This is a genomic window from Aeromonas piscicola, from assembly GCF_000820005.1.
In the GTDB taxonomy this organism is placed as follows: domain Bacteria; phylum Pseudomonadota; class Gammaproteobacteria; order Enterobacterales; family Aeromonadaceae; genus Aeromonas; species Aeromonas piscicola.
Genome location: NZ_CDBL01000086.1, coordinates 24725 through 40638 on the forward strand (window position 1 = coordinate 24725; position 15914 = coordinate 40638).

The following is a 15914-nucleotide window of genomic DNA, read 5'->3' on the forward strand; positions in this document are numbered from 1 at the left end:
CACTTTCACGCTTGTCTTTTTAGAGGGCTTCTACAACTAGGGTTGCTGCATTTTTTTGACGCTAGCCCTCGAATTTCACCCTCCACTCTGCGATGGGGAAAGAGTATCGGCACTCACCATTAAGCATGCCCAAATTGTCCACGACTGGTATCAGGAGAAGACAGTTTCTGCCCGGCTCCTGGATGGTGATGATCTATCAGTAGATATTGTGCGATTTGCAGACGTGCCTGCATTTGTAATTTTGAAAGCGCTGGCTCTGGATCAGCGTCAGGAGAGGAAGGATGCCGCTGACCTAATCCACGTGATCAGATACTCAGGCTCGATAGAGGAAGTCGCCGCCCTATTCGTTCAGCGCATTCGTTCAAAACAGCACCCAGAGGCCTTGAAAGATGGGTTCGCGGCGCTCGCTAGGCGTTTTGGGGATGACGAGCATGGTGAAGGCTATGAGAAGGTAGGGGCTGTTGCCTACGCTCACTTCTATGGTGAAGATGACGAAGACGAAGACGAAGATGAGCTTGTTGGTCGTCAGCGTTTTGCTGCAGGGTTAGTCCAGAACTTACTGACCGAGATTGAGAGGCAGCTGGCAATCTAACAAAAACAGAATTGCTCCATACCAAACTTGGTTTTGTGGCGGATCCATCTACTCAGTGGTCGCTGACCACAATGTAATGTTTAACAGGGAATGTTATGAGATATTTGACAAAAAACATTACATTTTATGTGTCCAATTGGATATTGAAGCACTCAAACCCCTTTGCATGCAGCCCGTTATTGTCACACAACTCACCCAGTCGTGAAGTATCAGGTAAATCTAACCGTTTTAATCGGCAACAGATTGCCAGAAGGCCCTGTTCATTCAGGGCCTTTTTTTTCCCCGTTATTGACGCAGGCTCGCCATGCAGTACTGTTCCTGTGCAAACTTGTCGGGTATTTTCCCCGCATGACATGCCTTGGGCTTATGATCAGGGCGACCTGTTTGCCAGAGAGAACACATGGGGTTTTTGTATCGCATTCTACTGCTCGCTGTTTGCCTGACCGCCACCATGGCAGCGCCCTTGCTCGCGGCAGCCGAGCCGCTGCGGGTGGGCGTCAGCTTCGCCATCCCCCCTTATGTGATAGAGGACGAGGGCCGCGGGATCGAGCTCGACCTGCTGCGAGAGGCCTTTCGCAACAGCGGCTATGAGCCCAGTTTTGAATATTTGCCGCTGGAACGTACCTTCCGGATGCTGGAATCCGGCAAGCTGGATGCCATTATCAACGTCAAACCCGGCATGTTGAGCAATGTCTTTCTGTCACAGCCGGTGATCGCCTTCCACAACCGGGTATTCACCCTCAGCAAGACCCATATCAGCACCCTGGATGACATGAAAATGCTGCGAGTCAGCGCCTTCCAGCGGGCACGTCAGGTGCTGGGAGGTGCCTTCGCCAGCATGGCCGATCAGAATCCCCGTTATGAGGAGGTTGCCAAGCAGCAGGGGCAGGTGCACAGACTGATGCTGGGACGAGTGGATGCAGTGGTCCTGGAACAGCGGGTGTTTTACTACTATCTGGCGCAACTGGCCGACAGCAAATATGGTGCCGAGCTCTACGCGCCTGGCCGAGTCAGGCAATATGACCTGTTTGCCCCTACCCAGTATCACTTTGCCTTTCGCCAGGCGGTGCAACAACGCTGGTTTGATCGCCAGTTGAATGCCATGCGGGCCGATGGCCGGTATCAGAAAATCTTCGAGACGTATGGCGCCACGCCTTGAGCCAGAAACATAAAAGCCAGCCTGTGACAGGCTGGCTTGATACTGGCTCCGGAGGAACTACAGCGTGGAGGAGCGTTACTTGATCGCGCTGCCGTTTTTCAGATCTGCTTTCTGACGTTTGGCTTCGCGCTTCTCTTTCAGTGACAGCTGCGGCTTTTTCTTGGCATCTTTGCCGTTGTGATGTTCTTTGTTACTCATCATCAAACTCCAAAAATGTTACCCAGACAGTTGGAACCCAGGTTCCAGCATGCCATCCGAATCGTAGACTTCAGTACGCTTTCAGTGACGACCGGTTGATCGCACTCACTCCAGCATACCCCCAATCTTGCGCAAGAATCCACCCTCATCCGTCAGGCTTCATTATGGGCCGGGTTCCGGCGATCCCTGGACACGGCGAGCAAGGGCATGAACGGCCAGAAAATCTGAATATTCCTTATAAAATCTGGCCCCCTCGACTTATTTAATTACCAACTGAAATAAATCACCAAAAGTAGAAGACAACTATTAATTAAATAAGAAGAGGTAATTTAGATAAGCATTCTCACTCTCGCCAGAAACAAAACGTTACAACCTGCCGCAGCCGTTTTATTTTCAAGCTGATATTATCCAACCCTATTTGTGAAAATATTATATCGAGAATAAGGATATCCCATGACCAGAAAAACCAGAGCGGCCTTGGTCTCGGTTTGCTCCAATATCACACTGATTATCATCAAGATATTTGCCGGGATCCTGAGTGGCTCCGTCAGTATTATTTCAGAAGCCATCCACTCGGCAATGGACCTGGTTGCGGCCCTCATCGCCCTGTTTGCGGTACGTCGGTCGGATATTCCACCCGATCAACGCCACCCCTATGGCCATGACAAGATCGAAAACGTCTCCGGCGTCATAGAGGCCCTGTTGATCCTGCTGGCCGCGGGCTGGATCATCTTCGAAGCCATCGGCAAGTTGCTCACACCAACACCGATCGAAAGCGTAGGCTTTGGCGTGCTGGTCATGCTGATCTCGGCGCTGGTCAACAGCGGTGTCTCCACCTATCTCTACCGGGTGGCGAAAGAGGAGGAATCTGTCGCTCTGGCCGCCGATGCCCTGCACCTCAAGGCTGACGTGTTGACCTCTCTCGGGGTCGCGGTCGGCCTGCTCGGCATCTGGATCGCCGACGGGCTGGGCTACAACCTCTATCTGCTCGACCCCATAGTGGCCATCTGCGTGGCGATCTTCATTCTCAGGGAAGCCATCGCCATGCTCAATCAGGCCTTTCAGCCCCTGCTGGATCACAGCATGAGCGAGGAGGAGCTGGCCATCACCACTCAGGTGATCGAGCAGTGCTGCCCCGAGCATGGCGGCTTTCACGCCCTGCGCAGTCGACAGGCCGGACGCCGTCGTCACATAGATTTCCACCTGACCCTGCCCAAGGAGATGAGCATAGAGCACTCCCATGCCATCTGTGATCGGATAGAACAGGGCATAATGCGCCACCTGCCCCATGCCATAGTGTTGATCCATGTCGAACCAAGCGGCCACGGTTGAGATACGTGCGATGCAAACCGGAAAATGCGAGAAATCTGTAGTGAACTGGCAGATAAATAACGGAAAAAAGCGTGGAACCCGCACTTTTATGGCCATAGAGCGCATTGCGTAAGAAATAGTCGGCGAAAATGTGTTAGGGTATCCCATCCCCCAGCCGCCAGGAGCGCGCCGTGAAAAAGTTGGAAATGAAAGACCTCACCGAGGCCGAAAAGGCCGAGATAACCCTGTTGCTCCAAAAAGCCCAGGCCAATGCTGACCATCAGCTGACCAACGCAGAACGTAACAGGATCCGTGAGGAAGGCCGGCTTAAAATCGTGGCAGATCGTGCAGAGGCGGCCAAGGTGGCCTCCAAACTGGCTCGGGAGAAGGCCAAAGAGCGGGCCAGAAATCAGGTGCTGCCAGAAACCTTCAGCTGGATCGACTCCGTCAGCAACAAGTTCCGCAGCAAGCGCTGAGTTAGCGCTGTGTTGATGAGCGCCCACCCACACCAGACCGGTGTGGGTGGGCGTTTGCCATTAAGGCCCTGCGGAAACCAAGGAAGAGCTCTTCTATACAGCTCTACAGCTCTTGATCAGGAACGCCTCTACGCCAGTCAGAAAGCGGTCACAAAGAAGCTCAGCGCCAATCATAGCAGGCGTCAACGCTCAATCTCTCCAATGAACACCGTGGCTCATGTGACAATATGAAGTTGGTAGCACGTCGATAACCAGAAATTAATATTGAGATAAAGTTTGCTTTAACGAAGAGAGCATGTTTTAATCTCTCTCGATGGTTCGGTAGTTCAGACCTGATTATGTTAGGCAGTCATTTTAGTAAAGCAGTGATTAGTATAAGAGTTATCTACGATAGTTCTTATTAAATAATTCTCCTTCTTTAGTGCTCCCCATACGTATTGCTGACGAAAAATCATAGATTGCCAATTTTTGGCACTTAAAACACTATTTTAGGAAATTATTATGTCTAACAAAATGACTGGTACCGTTAAGTTCTTCAACGCTGAGAAAGGTTTTGGCTTCATCTCCCCGGCTGACGGCAGCAAAGACGTGTTCGTACACTTCTCCGCTATCCAGTCTACCAGCTTCAAAACCCTGGACGAAGGTCAGCGCGTTGAGTTCACCATCGAGCAAGGCCAGAAAGGCCCGGCTGCTGCCAACGTAGTTGGTCTGTAATTCAAGCAAGGAAGCCTTCACGCTCGCTAACGCCTGCTGAGAAGACCTTCTGCAAGAATTAAAAAAACCCGCCTAGGCGGGTTTTTTGTTGCCTGCAATTCAGCATTTCCCCTCCCCCCAGACGCTTTCTCCCTCTGTTTAGCCGTTCCGCCTCACCCCTTTTCTTCCGGTATCCCTCCTGCATCTCCTGGTTGGCGCTAACATGACAACACAACCTTAATGAGATTAATTATCGTTTACACATCATCCCATGATCATTACAATGCCTGCCGACGAACGGGAGGATTATCCAATTGAACCTGCCCGGTCCGGGTTTCACGCGGGATGCGGTGAAACCACCCCATAGATTCACCCAAAGGATGAATGCATCTTCTTACTAAAAGAGTTCAGGCCAACATGATAAAAATGCACCGCAACAAGCTGACCACGCTCATTCTCGCCGCCCTCGCCTCTCACGCCTATGCCGCCGAGCAGGAGGTCATGGTCGTGACCGCCTCCGGCTTCCAGCAGAAGATCGAGGATACCGCCGCCTCCATCTCGGTGGTAACCCGCGAGCAATTGGAAAAACGCGCCTATCGCGACGTGACCGATGCCCTGAAAGACGTACCGGGCGTAGTGATCACCGGGGGTGGCAGCAGCAGCGACATCAGCATTCGTGGCATGGGCTCCAAATACACGCTGATGCTGGTGGATGGTAAACGGGTCGACAGCCGCGGCACTCGCCCCAACAGCGATGGCCCAGGCATAGAGCAGGGCTGGTTGCCACCGTTGCAAGCCATCGAACGGATCGAGGTGGTGCGTGGCCCCATGTCCTCCCGTTACGGCTCGGATGCCATGGGCGGCGTCATCAACGTCATTACCCGCAAGACCGCCAGCATGACGGCATGGCAGGGGTCGCTGCATGCCGACTCCACCTTCCAGGAGAACAAGGACTCCGGCGACATCTTCCAGACCAACGCTTACACGGCCGGTGCTCTGGTGGACGGGTTGCTGGGGGTGCGCCTGAACGGTCAACTCTCCCATCGCGGTGAGGATCAGTTCCAGAACGGGTTCGCCGAGCAGGAGATGCGCAGCGGTACAGCCGTGTTCAGTCTGACCCCGGACGAGCACAACCGCTTCGACTTCGAGGCCAGCCGCGGCCTGCAGGATCGCAACCGCACACCGGGTGAATCCCTCTCGGCCAAGTCCAAACCCAGCCTGAGCACTTACGAGCGCACCAACTACGCCATCACCCACGACGGCCGCTACGACTTTGGCTCCTCTACCAGCTATCTGCAGCGGGAAGAGAACACCAACCCCGGCCGCCAGATGAAGCTGATCAACACCATAGCCGACACCCATACCCAGTTTGAGCTCGAGGATCACTACCTGAGCGTGGGTGGCCAATACCGCTACGAGGATCTGCAGGATCAGGGCAACCAGCTCAACGTGGCCAACCGCGCCAACCAGCTGACCCGCTGGAGCTGGGCCATGTTCGTGGAAGATGAGTGGGCACTGACCGACACCTTCGCCCTGACCGGGGGCGTGCGCATGGACAGGGATCAGAACTACGGCACCCACTGGAGCCCGCGTCTGTACGGGGTCTGGCATCCGGCCGAGTTCTGGACCTTGAAAGGGGGCGTCTCCACCGGCTACCGTTCACCGGATCTGCGCATGTCGGCTGCCAACTGGGGCCAGGCCACGGGGGGCGGCACCCAGGACGGCATGCTGGTCGGCAGCCCGGAACTCAAGCCAGAAACCAGCGTGAGCCAGGAAATCGCCCTGCTGTGGGATGGTCAGGAAGGGCTGAGCACAGGGCTGACCCTGTTCAACACCGACTTCGAGGACAAGATCTCCGAGATCCGCCGTTGCACCAGCAAGAGCGATCCCTCCTGCACCCTGAACGGTCACACCTATGACTTCATCAGCGACCGCATCAACGTCGACAAGGCGAACATGCGCGGGGTGGAAGGGACGGCCAACTGGACCATCAATGAAGATTGGTCGCTGGCCTCCAGCTACACCTTCACCCAGTCCGAGCAGAAGAGCGGCCCGATGGAAGGCAAGGCACTGAATCAGATGCCGCGCCACATGTTCAACACTACGGTCGACTGGCAGACCACAGAAGAGGTCAGCCTCTGGTCCAGGGTCAACTTCCGCAGCAAGACCTCCGATTACCTGAGCCGGGTCAAGATGGCAGAGGGCACGCCTTCTTACACCTTCTTCGACACCGGTCTGGTCTACAAGGCCAACAAGAACCTGAACGTGACCGCCGGCATCTACAACCTGTTCGACAAGACGGTGGATTACACCAGCTTCGGCACAGTGCTGGACGGTCGTCGCTACAACCTGGGGATGACCTACAACTTCTGATGATGAGCCGCCGCCCCCCTGGGCGGCGGCCTACTCTTCTGCCGCGTTCTCCTTTTCCTCGGCATAACAGGCTGCCTGCCAGGTATTGCGCCCCAGCGACTTGGCGCCATACATCAACCTGTCTGCCTGCAACAACACCCGTCTGCCATCGGCTCTGACGCCATCCGGCATCCAGACGGCCCCGGTACTGATGGATAGCCCCAGCTCACCGGCACTGGTCTGCAACTTGCGCAGACTCACTTCCCGACCGATCCGGCTGGCCCAGGCCTGCAGCGCAGCCATATCCGCCATCGGCAGGCTGATGCAGAACTCCTCTCCCCCGATACGGGCAAACAGCGCCCCATCCGGCAACACCAGCCGCACCCGTTCGACCAGCGCCGAGAGCACCTCGTCACCGACCCCGTGACCGAAGTGATCGTTGATCCCCTTGAAGCGATCTATGTCGAACAACAGCAGGCCCGAGGCCTGTCCGCTGGCCAGTCGCTGCTCAAACTCGGGCAGAAAGGCCCGCCGGTTCAGGATCCCCGTCATGGAATCTGTGCCGGCGAGGCGCTCAAGCCGCGCATTGGCCTGGATCAGCTCGGCGGTACGGCCCGCCACCGCCCGTCGCAGTTGCACTATGTAGACCAGCAGCACCATGCCTCCCAGCGCCAGCAACCAGGGCCAGAGGTGGAGCGGATAGACTGTCTCGATATGCATCCACTTGCGGATGATCCGCTCCCGATCCGCCACACCCAGGCGGGAAAACCCCAGCTCCAGCTCCTGCAACAGGGCCTGATTGCCCTTGGCAACCGCAAAGCGTATCTCGTCGCTGTAGAGGTGGCGCACCGGGATGAAGCGGCTGGGATCCGCCGAGGTGTAGATATAAAAGTTCGCCACCTGCAGATCGGCGATGAAGGCGTCGAGTTCACCGCTGAAGGCGGCGCGCAGCATGGCATCGTTGTCGGTGAAGGTTTGCAGGCGAGTGGTGGGAAAATGCTTGCGGGCGTAGTACTCCTCATACCCCCCCGCCACCACCCCCACACTCTCGTGCTGCAGGTAGTAGTTCACATCCGTGCCGCGCAGGGAGTTGGCAAAGAACAGCTGGGAATCGAGACGGGAGAGCCCCTGGCCATAGTCATAGAGCGGATTGCGCTCCGGCGACCAGAGCAGGCCGCCATGGACATCGGCCTTGCCGGTACGCACCAGGTCCAGCGAGGTCTGCCAGTCCACCAGTTTGAACTGGATCGGGCGACCGGTGACTCGGCCATACTCGCGCCAGAGATCGATCAGCAGGCCATCCGGCTGCCCCTCCTCATTGATGTAGGAAAAGGGCTGCCAGGCCTTGGAGTTGGTGACAATCAAGGGTTTGGGGGTTGGCGTCGCCCAGGCGGGCAGCCACAGTAAACAGAGCAGGAGGCAGCATCCACTGCGCACCCGCCATCCAAAACCAGAAGAGACCGCCATTCCTGCACCAACCTTGCTATTGGCCGTCTATGCGGCCATCGATTATCGCCATCTTCAGCATAGAAGAACAAGCATGACCGAGTATGAAATTGGCGTGATTTCAGTCAGATAACTGCAAGATAAACATGGGGAGGGCGCCTGGTCGGCGCCCTCCCCACACAGATGTCATGAGGTTCACAGCGGCAGACTGATCCTGGCCTCCAGCCCACCCTGCGCGCGGTTGTGCAGGGTCAGCTCGCCACCGTGCTGATGCACCAGGGTGCGGGCGATGGAGAGCCCCAGCCCCACGCTGCCGGATTCGGTGTTGCGGGCCTCATCGAGCCGCACGAACGGCTTGAACACATCCTCCAGCCGCGCCGGATCTATGCCGGGCCCCTCGTCACAGACCCGGATCAACAGCTCGCAGTCGGTACGTTCCAGCGATACCTCGGCACTGCCGGCGTACTTGATGGCGTTGCCGATGAGATTTTGCAGCACTCGCCGCAAGGTATTGGCACGGCAGGCGTAGACCTGCTTGCCCTCGACCAGGCAGGTGACCGGCTGGCCGGTGTCGGCATAGTCGTCGCACAGGCTCTCCAGCAGGCTGACCAGATCCAGCTCCCGGGTCGCCTCCTGCTGCCCCTCCTCCCGGGCGAAGCTCAGGGTGGCCGCCAGCATCTGCTCCATCTGTTGCAGGGTCTGCTGGATCCGCTCCTTGTCCTCCCCTTCGTCCAGAAACTCGGTGCGCAGCCGCAAACTGGTGATGGGGGTGCGCAGGTCGTGGGAGATGGCTGCCAGCATGCGGGTTCTGTCCTGCACGAAGCGATCGAGGCGGGTGTGCATGCGGTTGAACGCCTGGATCGACTCGCGGATCTCGGTCGGCCCCGCCTCCCGCAGCGGCTCTATGTCTTCGCCGCGCCCCAGCCGATCCGCGTTGGCGGCCAGCTGCTTGAGCGGCTGGGTGGCACGCCGGAACAACCAGATCATCAGGCCGATCACCAGACTCGCCACCAGCATCAGGTTGAAGGTGGTCTGCCAGGACCAGCTCGCCGACTCCTTGTCCACCAGGGAGCTGAACTGCAACCAGCCACCGCGCGGCAACTGGATGGAGCCATACAGCCGCATGTCTTGCGGCGGCGGCATCCCCTTGCGGTCCTTCATCATGCGGGTGTGGTGCTGCCAGGCGCGGCTGCGCTGGGCGTCCTGCTTCAGCTCGGCGCTGATCTCCACCATCAGCGACGGCGGATAACCGAGCCGGGAACGCACCTGCTGCTCGAAGCGGGGGCTGCGGTTGTCAGGTTGCAGCGGCTCGTCGGCGAGGCGCAACAGCAGGGTTTCACTGCGACTCGCCTTGAGGATCTCGTCATAGAGTGAAGGCGGGGAGAGAGCCAGCAGCCGCGCCACCGAGACGATGCGCTGCATGGCGTTGCGACTGTTGACATAGCCGAGTGCCTCCTCCCGATCCGAGCGGTAGATCTGGATACTGAGCAGCTGGATCAACACCAGCCCGGCCAGCGCCACCAGTATGATCTGGCCGGTCAGCCCCTTGGGCCACAGTCGGGAGCAGAGTCGCTTGAGCATGACCACGGCGTCACACCTGGGTCACGTCGGCGGCGAACAGATAACCGCCGCCCCAGATGGTCTTGATGAGCTCGGGGTTCTTGGGATCCCGCTCCAGCTTGCGCCGCAACCGGCTCACCAGAGTGTCGATGGCCCGATCGAACGCCACCGCCTCGCGGCCCCGGGCCAGATCCAGCAGTTGATCCCGGCTCAGCACCCGCTGGGGGCGCTCCAGAAACACCCGCAGCAGGTCGAATTCGGCAGTGGAGAGACTCAGCCCCACCCCTTCCTCATCCACCAGTTCGCGGCGATTGATGTCGAGCAGCCAGCGATCGAAACGCAGATCCCGGGTCAGGGTCTCTGGGGCGGGTTGCGGCTCGACCTGGGTGCGGCGCATCACTGCCTTGATGCGGGCCAGCAGCTCGCGCGGATTGAATGGCTTGGCGAGATAGTCATCGGCACCCATCTCCAGCCCTATGATGCGGTCCGTCTCCTCCCCCATGGCGGTGAGCATTATGATGGGCAGGCTGGATTTGGCCCTCAGCTCGCGGCACAGGGTCAGGCCATCCTCCCCCGGCATCATCAGATCCAGCACCAGCAGATCGAACTCACGCTCCTCCAGCAACCGCTTCATCTCCTTGCCATCCCGGGCACAGCTGACCCGCAGGCCATGCTGCTCCAGAAAGCGTTTCAGCAGATCGCGGATCTCGCCGTGATCGTCGACGACCAGAATGTGGGTGCTGCTTTGGTTCATGAGGACCTCTCCTGTTAGAGCTGGCACGAGTATACGAAAATCTGTCGGACGGTTTGTGTCAAAGTGTGCCAGATCAGCAAGATGCCACACTCTGCTACAAAAAAGCGGTCACTCGGCAAAGTTGAGACACAAGGCGAGGGTTTACTGGGGACACACCAAACTCGTCCATTGCAGGAGACAGGCCATGCTCGCCCTTACCACGCCCTTCATGCTGGCTTATGCCGCCAGCGAGGCCCTTGCCAGAGCGGCGACCAAACCGCATCAGCCCGCACAGACCAGCAGCCTGACGCAAGCTTCCCCTCCGGATGACGATGAGGCCGGCCCCTGCCCGCCCGGCGAGACACACTTCCCTTCCCCATGATGCCAGGCAGCGCCCGATTGTTCGGGCGGCGCTTGGCACCATGACACACAACGCCGGCATCCTTCGGCGAGCCATACCAAGGAGACAATGATGATGAAAAAGACCCTGACCCTGTTTGCACTGGCCGGACTGGCCCACATCGGCATGGCACAAGCAGCCATTCCGGCCGACGTCAGCGTCGCCCCCGGCTTGCTGTTCGTCAACTGGCACGATGACGCCAGCAGCAGCAACGCCAACCCGACCCTGATGATCCGCAACGCCTCCGGCGACGTGCTCAAGCGGGTACCAGCCGAGCTGAAAGGGATGCAGCAGGTACGACTGCCGATGAGAGCCCAGGGCAATCTCACCCTCAGCCTGGACGGTGAGAGCGACAGCTATCGCATGCCTTACAGCGTTGGCAGCGGCCGCCAGCGCTGAGCCGAGCTATTCACGCTGTGGTTTTCTCACGATAACTATGTTGCCTGACCGGTGACATGAAATACCCCGCCGGAGACGCTGTCAGGCGGGGTATTTTCTTTTCCGCCCCCTGCTGACGCTATTGCGTTCCCTGGCCGGAGCGTATTTTGCCAGGCGGATTGGCGCTGGCTTTTCAGGGTGGCAGGCCTATGCTCGATGGCTGGCGCACGCCATGACAGACCCGGTTTTCGTTCACCCTCCATACCGCCTCACAGTGTCACACTCTGCTACAAAATAGGCTTCAACTGGCAAAGTTCAGACACCAGCCTGGTGTTTACTTAGGGTCAAGGCGAGCAAGCCGAACCCGAACTCAATCCGCAAGGAGATAGACCATGAAAACCCTGACCAAAACCCTGCTGACCGCCACCCTGATCCTTGGCCTGCCGCTTGGCGCCTATGCCGCCAGCGAAGCCGTCGCCACTACCCAGGCCGGCGTGATGACCGATTGCCCCATGGATGGCGGCGGCATGATGGGCGGCAAGCACCACGGTAGCCGCCATGACAAGATGGCCCGCATGCAGAACATGACCCCGGAGCAGATCCAGACCAACCTGCAACAGCGCTACGACAAGATCGAAGACCCGGCCAAGAAGGCCGAGTTTGTGAAAAACCTGACGCTGCGTGCCGACGGCATGACCAAGCACGCCGAGGCGATGAAGCAGTTCGCCGAAGCGCACCAGTAAACGCATCTCGACCTGCAACAGGGTGGCCTCGGCCACCCTTTTTCGTTTCTCCCTCCCGCTCGGCCGCTCGCCCTCTGCGATCCTCCGGCCATCCCTCATTTCCCTTCGCCTCTGCTCCGGGTTCTGTGAGCGATAACAAACGTTTTATGTTCGAAATAGCTAATAATGGCGACTCAAATAACAAGGCCATGCAAGACAGTGCCAACAATAGACAGGAGTCGTTATGGGGTGGAGTCTGGGAACAATCAAGGGACGATATACAGCCGTCTTCATGGGATTCATGGCGCTGGTGTGTGCCCTGACGGTGATCGGCATCCAGATCTGGATCAAGCCGGCGCTGCAGAAGGCCGGTGAGCAGAATGTGGCGCTGCGGGTCAGCGAGATAGCGACCGACATCCGCGATCAGCTCAACGGGGTGCAGAGCCAGTCCCGCAGCATCACCCAGCTGGTCGCCCAGCTGCCGAGCGAGCAAATCGATGCCCTGCTGCCGGCGCTGATCGATCAATATGGCAATGCCATGGTGTTTGGCGGCGGCATCTGGCCACTGCCGGATCAGCGGGAAGCGGGCCGCGCCAAGTTCAGCACCTTCTACCACAGGGATGCGGCCAACAAGCTGATCCCCAACACCTACTGGAACTCGGCCGAGGCCCCCAACTACTTCGAGCAGCCCTGGCACAAGGCGGGGCAGCAGGCGCCCCAGGGCATGTGCGTCTGGGCCGCCGCCTACAAGGATGGCGCCAGTCAGCAGCCAAGAACCAACTGCGCCATGGGGATCTACCGCAATGGCGCCCTGTTCGGGGTGTCGACCATAGATGTGACCCTGGGCTTCTTCAACGACCTGGTGGCCAGGAAGGAGCAGGAGATCGGCGGCCAGGTGATGATCATCGAGGCTGACGGCAAGATCCTGAGCCGAAATGCCCGCCTGAGCGGTGACGTTGTGCTCGGTAACCTCTCCGCCCACACCGATTACCCCTTCGCCGGCGCCATCGCCAGCCTGCTCGGCCAGAGCCAGGGCAAGGGGCTGCTGCGTACCAGCTTCCAGGATCAGGGAGAAGAGCAGACCCTGCTGCTGCAAGCCATAGAGGGCACCCCCTGGTTGCTCGCCACGGCCCTGCCGACCAGCGCCCTGACCCAGGACAGCCAGGACGTGCTCACCACATTGGCCGCGATCCAGCTGCCCCTGGTCGGACTGCTGTTCGTGCTGATGCTGCTGGCCATCACCCAGCTCGGCAGCCGGCTGCAAACCCTCAAGCAGAATATCGACGCCCTCTCCGCCGGCGATGCGGACCTGACCGCCCGCATCCAGGTGAAGGGCAACGACGAGCTGGATCATATCGCCCTGTCGGTGAACCGCTTCATCGCCTATCTGCAGCAGATGATGGTACAGGTGACAGATGCCACCGACCTCATCACCCGCGAACTGGCACAGCTCGATCAACAGACGGGTCAGGCGCGGCGGATCCTGAGCGAGCACGCCGCCGAGACGGATCAGGTGGTCACGGCCCTCACCGAGCTCAGTTCCACCGCCGACAGCGTGGCACAACACGCCAGCGACTCGGCGAGCTTTACCGAGACAGCCAACGGCCAGGCAGCCAACTCCCGCAAGGTGGTGGGATCGGCCTCCGCCAGCGTGGTGGCGCTGATCGACGAGGTAGATTTCGCCGCCGCCAAGGTGCTGGAGATGCAGGAAGATGCCAAGCAGATCGGCAGCGTACTCGGGGTGATAGGTGGCATAGCCGCCCAGACCAACCTGCTGGCGCTCAATGCCGCCATCGAGGCGGCGCGGGCCGGTGAGCAGGGCCGTGGTTTCGCCGTGGTGGCGGACGAGGTACGCGCCCTGGCGGCCCGCACCCAGAAGAGCACGGCCGAGGTGGGCAGCATGCTGTCGCGCCTCACTCAGGGGGTGGCCGAAGCCGTGGTCGCCATGGAGCAGACCAAGCACAGCTGTCAGGCGGCGGCAGATACCACGGGCCAGGTGACGGGAGGACTCGACAACATGGCCGACTCAGTGGTGCAGATCCACGATCTCAGCAGCCAGATCGCCACCGCCGCCGAGGAGCAGAGCCGGGTGACCGAGGAGATCAACCGCAACATGGTGAGCATCCGCGACATGCTCAACCTGCTGGTGGAGAATGGCCGCAACACGGAGCAGAGCGCGGAGTCACTACTCAGCTCCAATCGCCAGCTGCTGGCGCTGGTACGCCGCTTCAAGGTGTGATGAGGAACGCCCAGCCAGCAAAAAGGGGCCCGAGGGCCCCTTTTTCATGCACGTCGTTCAGACTCAAGCCTTGGCTTTGTCGGCCAGGTTCAGAGTCTTGACGGTTTCGCCTTCAAACTTGATGACGACGCTCTTCTGAGCGGCTTCGGCATCCTTGAACAGGGTCTTGGAGGTCTCTGCCAGCATGGGAGATACCTTGTTCAGGGCGCTCAGGTCATAGGTCCACACTTCCAGACCGGCTTCGGTCTTGGTGCTGGCCGGGGCGCCCAGCTTGTCCTTGATGGCCTGCTTGTTGGAGCCGCCTTCCTTGATATCCAGTGCCTTCTTGATCGCTTCGCTGGAGGCGCTGTCCATGGCGGTACCGGCCATCTCTTTGGCACTGCTGGTAACGCTGCTGGTCACTGTATCGGTCAGGGAATCCATCAGGCCGGCGTGGGCGAACAGGGGCAGTGCAGTCAGGGCAATCAGGATGCGCTTTTTCATCGATTAATGTCTCATGGGGGATTAAAGAGCGCGCATCAGACCAGTGCCCTCAGGCGGAGTCAAGGCAATCGATCGGTCAATACGCATTCGGGGGGGAAAAGAGAAAAATCAGACTGCTGGCAGGCCGGGGGCAGCCCGATGGCCGCCGCGGATCCGACTATTCGCAGATCTGGTTCTTGCCCGCCAGTTTGGCCTGATAGAGCGCTCTATCCACCCGCACCATCAGCTGGCTCATGGGCTCGTCCGGCAGGTATTCGGCCAGCCCGAAACTCAGGGTGATGTCGAGCTGTTCACAGACCCGCGACTGCACGATCAGCTCTCTCAGCTTGTCGGCAACCAGCCTGCCATCGGCCAGACCGGTATTGGGCAGCACCACCATGAACTCGTCGCCGCCCCAGCGCGCTATGAGGTCAATCTCACGAATGTGCGTCCGCACCAGCGCCACTATGTTGACCAGAGTCTGATCCCCGGCGCTGTGACCGTAGTTGTCATTGATCTGCTTGAAGTCATCCACATCCATGGCGATGACGGAGAAGGACTGATGAAAGCGCCTGGAGCGCTCGCACTCCTGCTTGATGACCCGCTCCAGCCGATAGCGGCTGGCGGCCCCGGTCAGGGCATCCGTCTCCGCCAGCTGGCGGTTCTCCTCCGCCTTCTGCTGCAATACCCCGTTGAGCCGCACCAGCTCGGCGGTACGCTCGGCGATCTGCTGCTCCAGCGACTGGTTGCGCGATTCCAGCTGCTCATACAAGAGCTTCTGGGCATGTATGTTGCGATGGGCGCCTATCATGCGGGCCAGAGAGCCATCCGGATTGCGGGCTATGACGCGACCACAATCCTCGATCCAGATGAAGAGCCCCTCCCGGCTGCGGCAACGATACTCGACCCGATAGTCGGCTGCCGCGCCACTCAGATAGGCATCGAAGCAGGCCATCACCCGATCCATGTCATCCGGGTGGATCACGCTCTCCCAGGTGAAGACGTTGTTGCCAAGGGAGTGGGGCTCGTAGCCCAGCATCTGATACCAGCCGGGGTTGCGATAGACGAAACCCGTGTTGGCGTTCCAGTCCCAGATCCCGTCGCTCACCACCTCCAGAATGCCGTGCACCACGGCTTCACTGACGTCCGAGATCCTGATCGTGTCACTGTCTTGCAGCATAGAGACCATCCTT

At 59.0% G+C, this 15914-nt stretch carries 15 protein-coding genes; 9 read left to right on the forward strand and 6 right to left on the reverse strand.

Features of this window, described 5'->3' with window-relative positions:
- Positions 1–55: 55 nt before the first annotated feature.
- Positions 56–592 carry a hypothetical protein gene (locus tag BN1128_RS26085; RefSeq protein ID WP_209428612.1) on the forward strand — a complete coding sequence of 179 codons (537 nt, stop codon included), beginning with the start codon at positions 56–58 and terminating at the stop codon, positions 590–592.
- Between the two features lie 400 nt (positions 593–992).
- Positions 993–1751 (forward strand): substrate-binding periplasmic protein, encoded by a 759-nt coding sequence (locus BN1128_RS22840; protein ID WP_042873210.1) that lies wholly within the window; start codon positions 993–995, stop codon positions 1749–1751.
- Positions 1752–1826: 75 nt separating this feature from the next.
- On the opposite strand, the gene BN1128_RS26470 is transcribed toward BN1128_RS22840, so the two are convergent.
- Entirely contained in the window at positions 1827–1949 is a 123-nt protein-coding gene (locus BN1128_RS26470; RefSeq protein WP_098981751.1) for a hypothetical protein, read from the reverse strand.
- Positions 1950–2402: 453 nt separating this feature from the next.
- On the opposite strand from BN1128_RS26470, the gene BN1128_RS22845 reads away from it, so the two are divergent.
- From BN1128_RS22845 to BN1128_RS22860, 4 genes are all read left to right on the forward strand, one after another.
- The gene (locus tag BN1128_RS22845; RefSeq protein ID WP_042873212.1) at positions 2403–3281 is read left to right on the forward strand and encodes a cation diffusion facilitator family transporter; all 879 of its coding nucleotides are present in this window, start codon (positions 2403–2405) and stop codon (positions 3279–3281) included.
- A 170-nt stretch (positions 3282–3451) separates the two neighbouring features.
- Entirely contained in the window at positions 3452–3736 is a 285-nt protein-coding gene (locus BN1128_RS22850; RefSeq protein WP_011899186.1) for a YjbD family protein, read from the forward strand.
- 501 nt (positions 3737–4237) lie between these two features.
- Entirely contained in the window at positions 4238–4450 is a 213-nt protein-coding gene (gene cspE / locus BN1128_RS22855) for a transcription antiterminator/RNA stability regulator CspE (protein ID WP_005316548.1), read from the forward strand.
- Between the two features lie 405 nt (positions 4451–4855).
- A complete protein-coding gene (locus BN1128_RS22860) occupies positions 4856–6802 on the forward strand; it encodes a ligand-gated channel protein (RefSeq protein ID WP_042873214.1) in 1947 nt (648 codons plus the stop codon).
- Between the two features lie 30 nt (positions 6803–6832).
- Here the strand turns inward: BN1128_RS22860 and BN1128_RS22865 are convergent, their stop codons facing one another.
- The 3 genes from BN1128_RS22865 to BN1128_RS22875 all read right to left on the reverse strand — a co-directional run bounded on the left by BN1128_RS22865 (position 6833) and on the right by BN1128_RS22875 (position 10541).
- Positions 6833–8248: a transporter substrate-binding domain-containing diguanylate cyclase gene (locus BN1128_RS22865; RefSeq protein ID WP_042873216.1), complete on the reverse strand. Its 1416-nt coding sequence runs from the start codon at positions 8246–8248 to the stop codon at positions 6833–6835.
- Positions 8249–8422: 174 nt separating this feature from the next.
- Positions 8423–9808, reverse strand: coding sequence for an ATP-binding protein (locus tag BN1128_RS22870; protein WP_042873314.1), 1386 nt, complete (start codon positions 9806–9808; stop codon positions 8423–8425).
- A gap of 10 nt (positions 9809–9818) precedes the next feature.
- On the reverse strand, positions 9819–10541 hold the full coding sequence (locus tag BN1128_RS22875) for a response regulator (protein ID WP_042873218.1): 723 nt from the start codon (positions 10539–10541) through the stop codon (positions 9819–9821).
- Positions 10542–10992: 451 nt separating this feature from the next.
- Between BN1128_RS22875 and BN1128_RS22880 the strand changes: the two genes are divergently transcribed.
- The 3 genes from BN1128_RS22880 to BN1128_RS22890 all read left to right on the forward strand — a co-directional run bounded on the left by BN1128_RS22880 (position 10993) and on the right by BN1128_RS22890 (position 14259).
- Positions 10993–11319, forward strand: coding sequence for a hypothetical protein (locus tag BN1128_RS22880; protein ID WP_082030527.1), 327 nt, complete (start codon positions 10993–10995; stop codon positions 11317–11319).
- Positions 11320–11690: 371 nt separating this feature from the next.
- Positions 11691–12041: a hypothetical protein gene (locus BN1128_RS22885; RefSeq protein WP_042873222.1), complete on the forward strand. Its 351-nt coding sequence runs from the start codon at positions 11691–11693 to the stop codon at positions 12039–12041.
- A gap of 223 nt (positions 12042–12264) precedes the next feature.
- Positions 12265–14259, forward strand: coding sequence for a methyl-accepting chemotaxis protein (locus BN1128_RS22890; protein ID WP_042873224.1), 1995 nt, complete (start codon positions 12265–12267; stop codon positions 14257–14259).
- 63 nt (positions 14260–14322) lie between these two features.
- Here the strand turns inward: BN1128_RS22890 and BN1128_RS22895 are convergent, their stop codons facing one another.
- Positions 14323–14742, reverse strand: coding sequence for a hypothetical protein (locus tag BN1128_RS22895; RefSeq protein WP_042873225.1), 420 nt, complete (start codon positions 14740–14742; stop codon positions 14323–14325).
- Between the two features lie 157 nt (positions 14743–14899).
- Entirely contained in the window at positions 14900–15901 is a 1002-nt protein-coding gene (locus tag BN1128_RS22900) for a sensor domain-containing diguanylate cyclase (RefSeq protein WP_042873227.1), read from the reverse strand.
- Positions 15902–15914 lie beyond the last annotated feature (13 nt).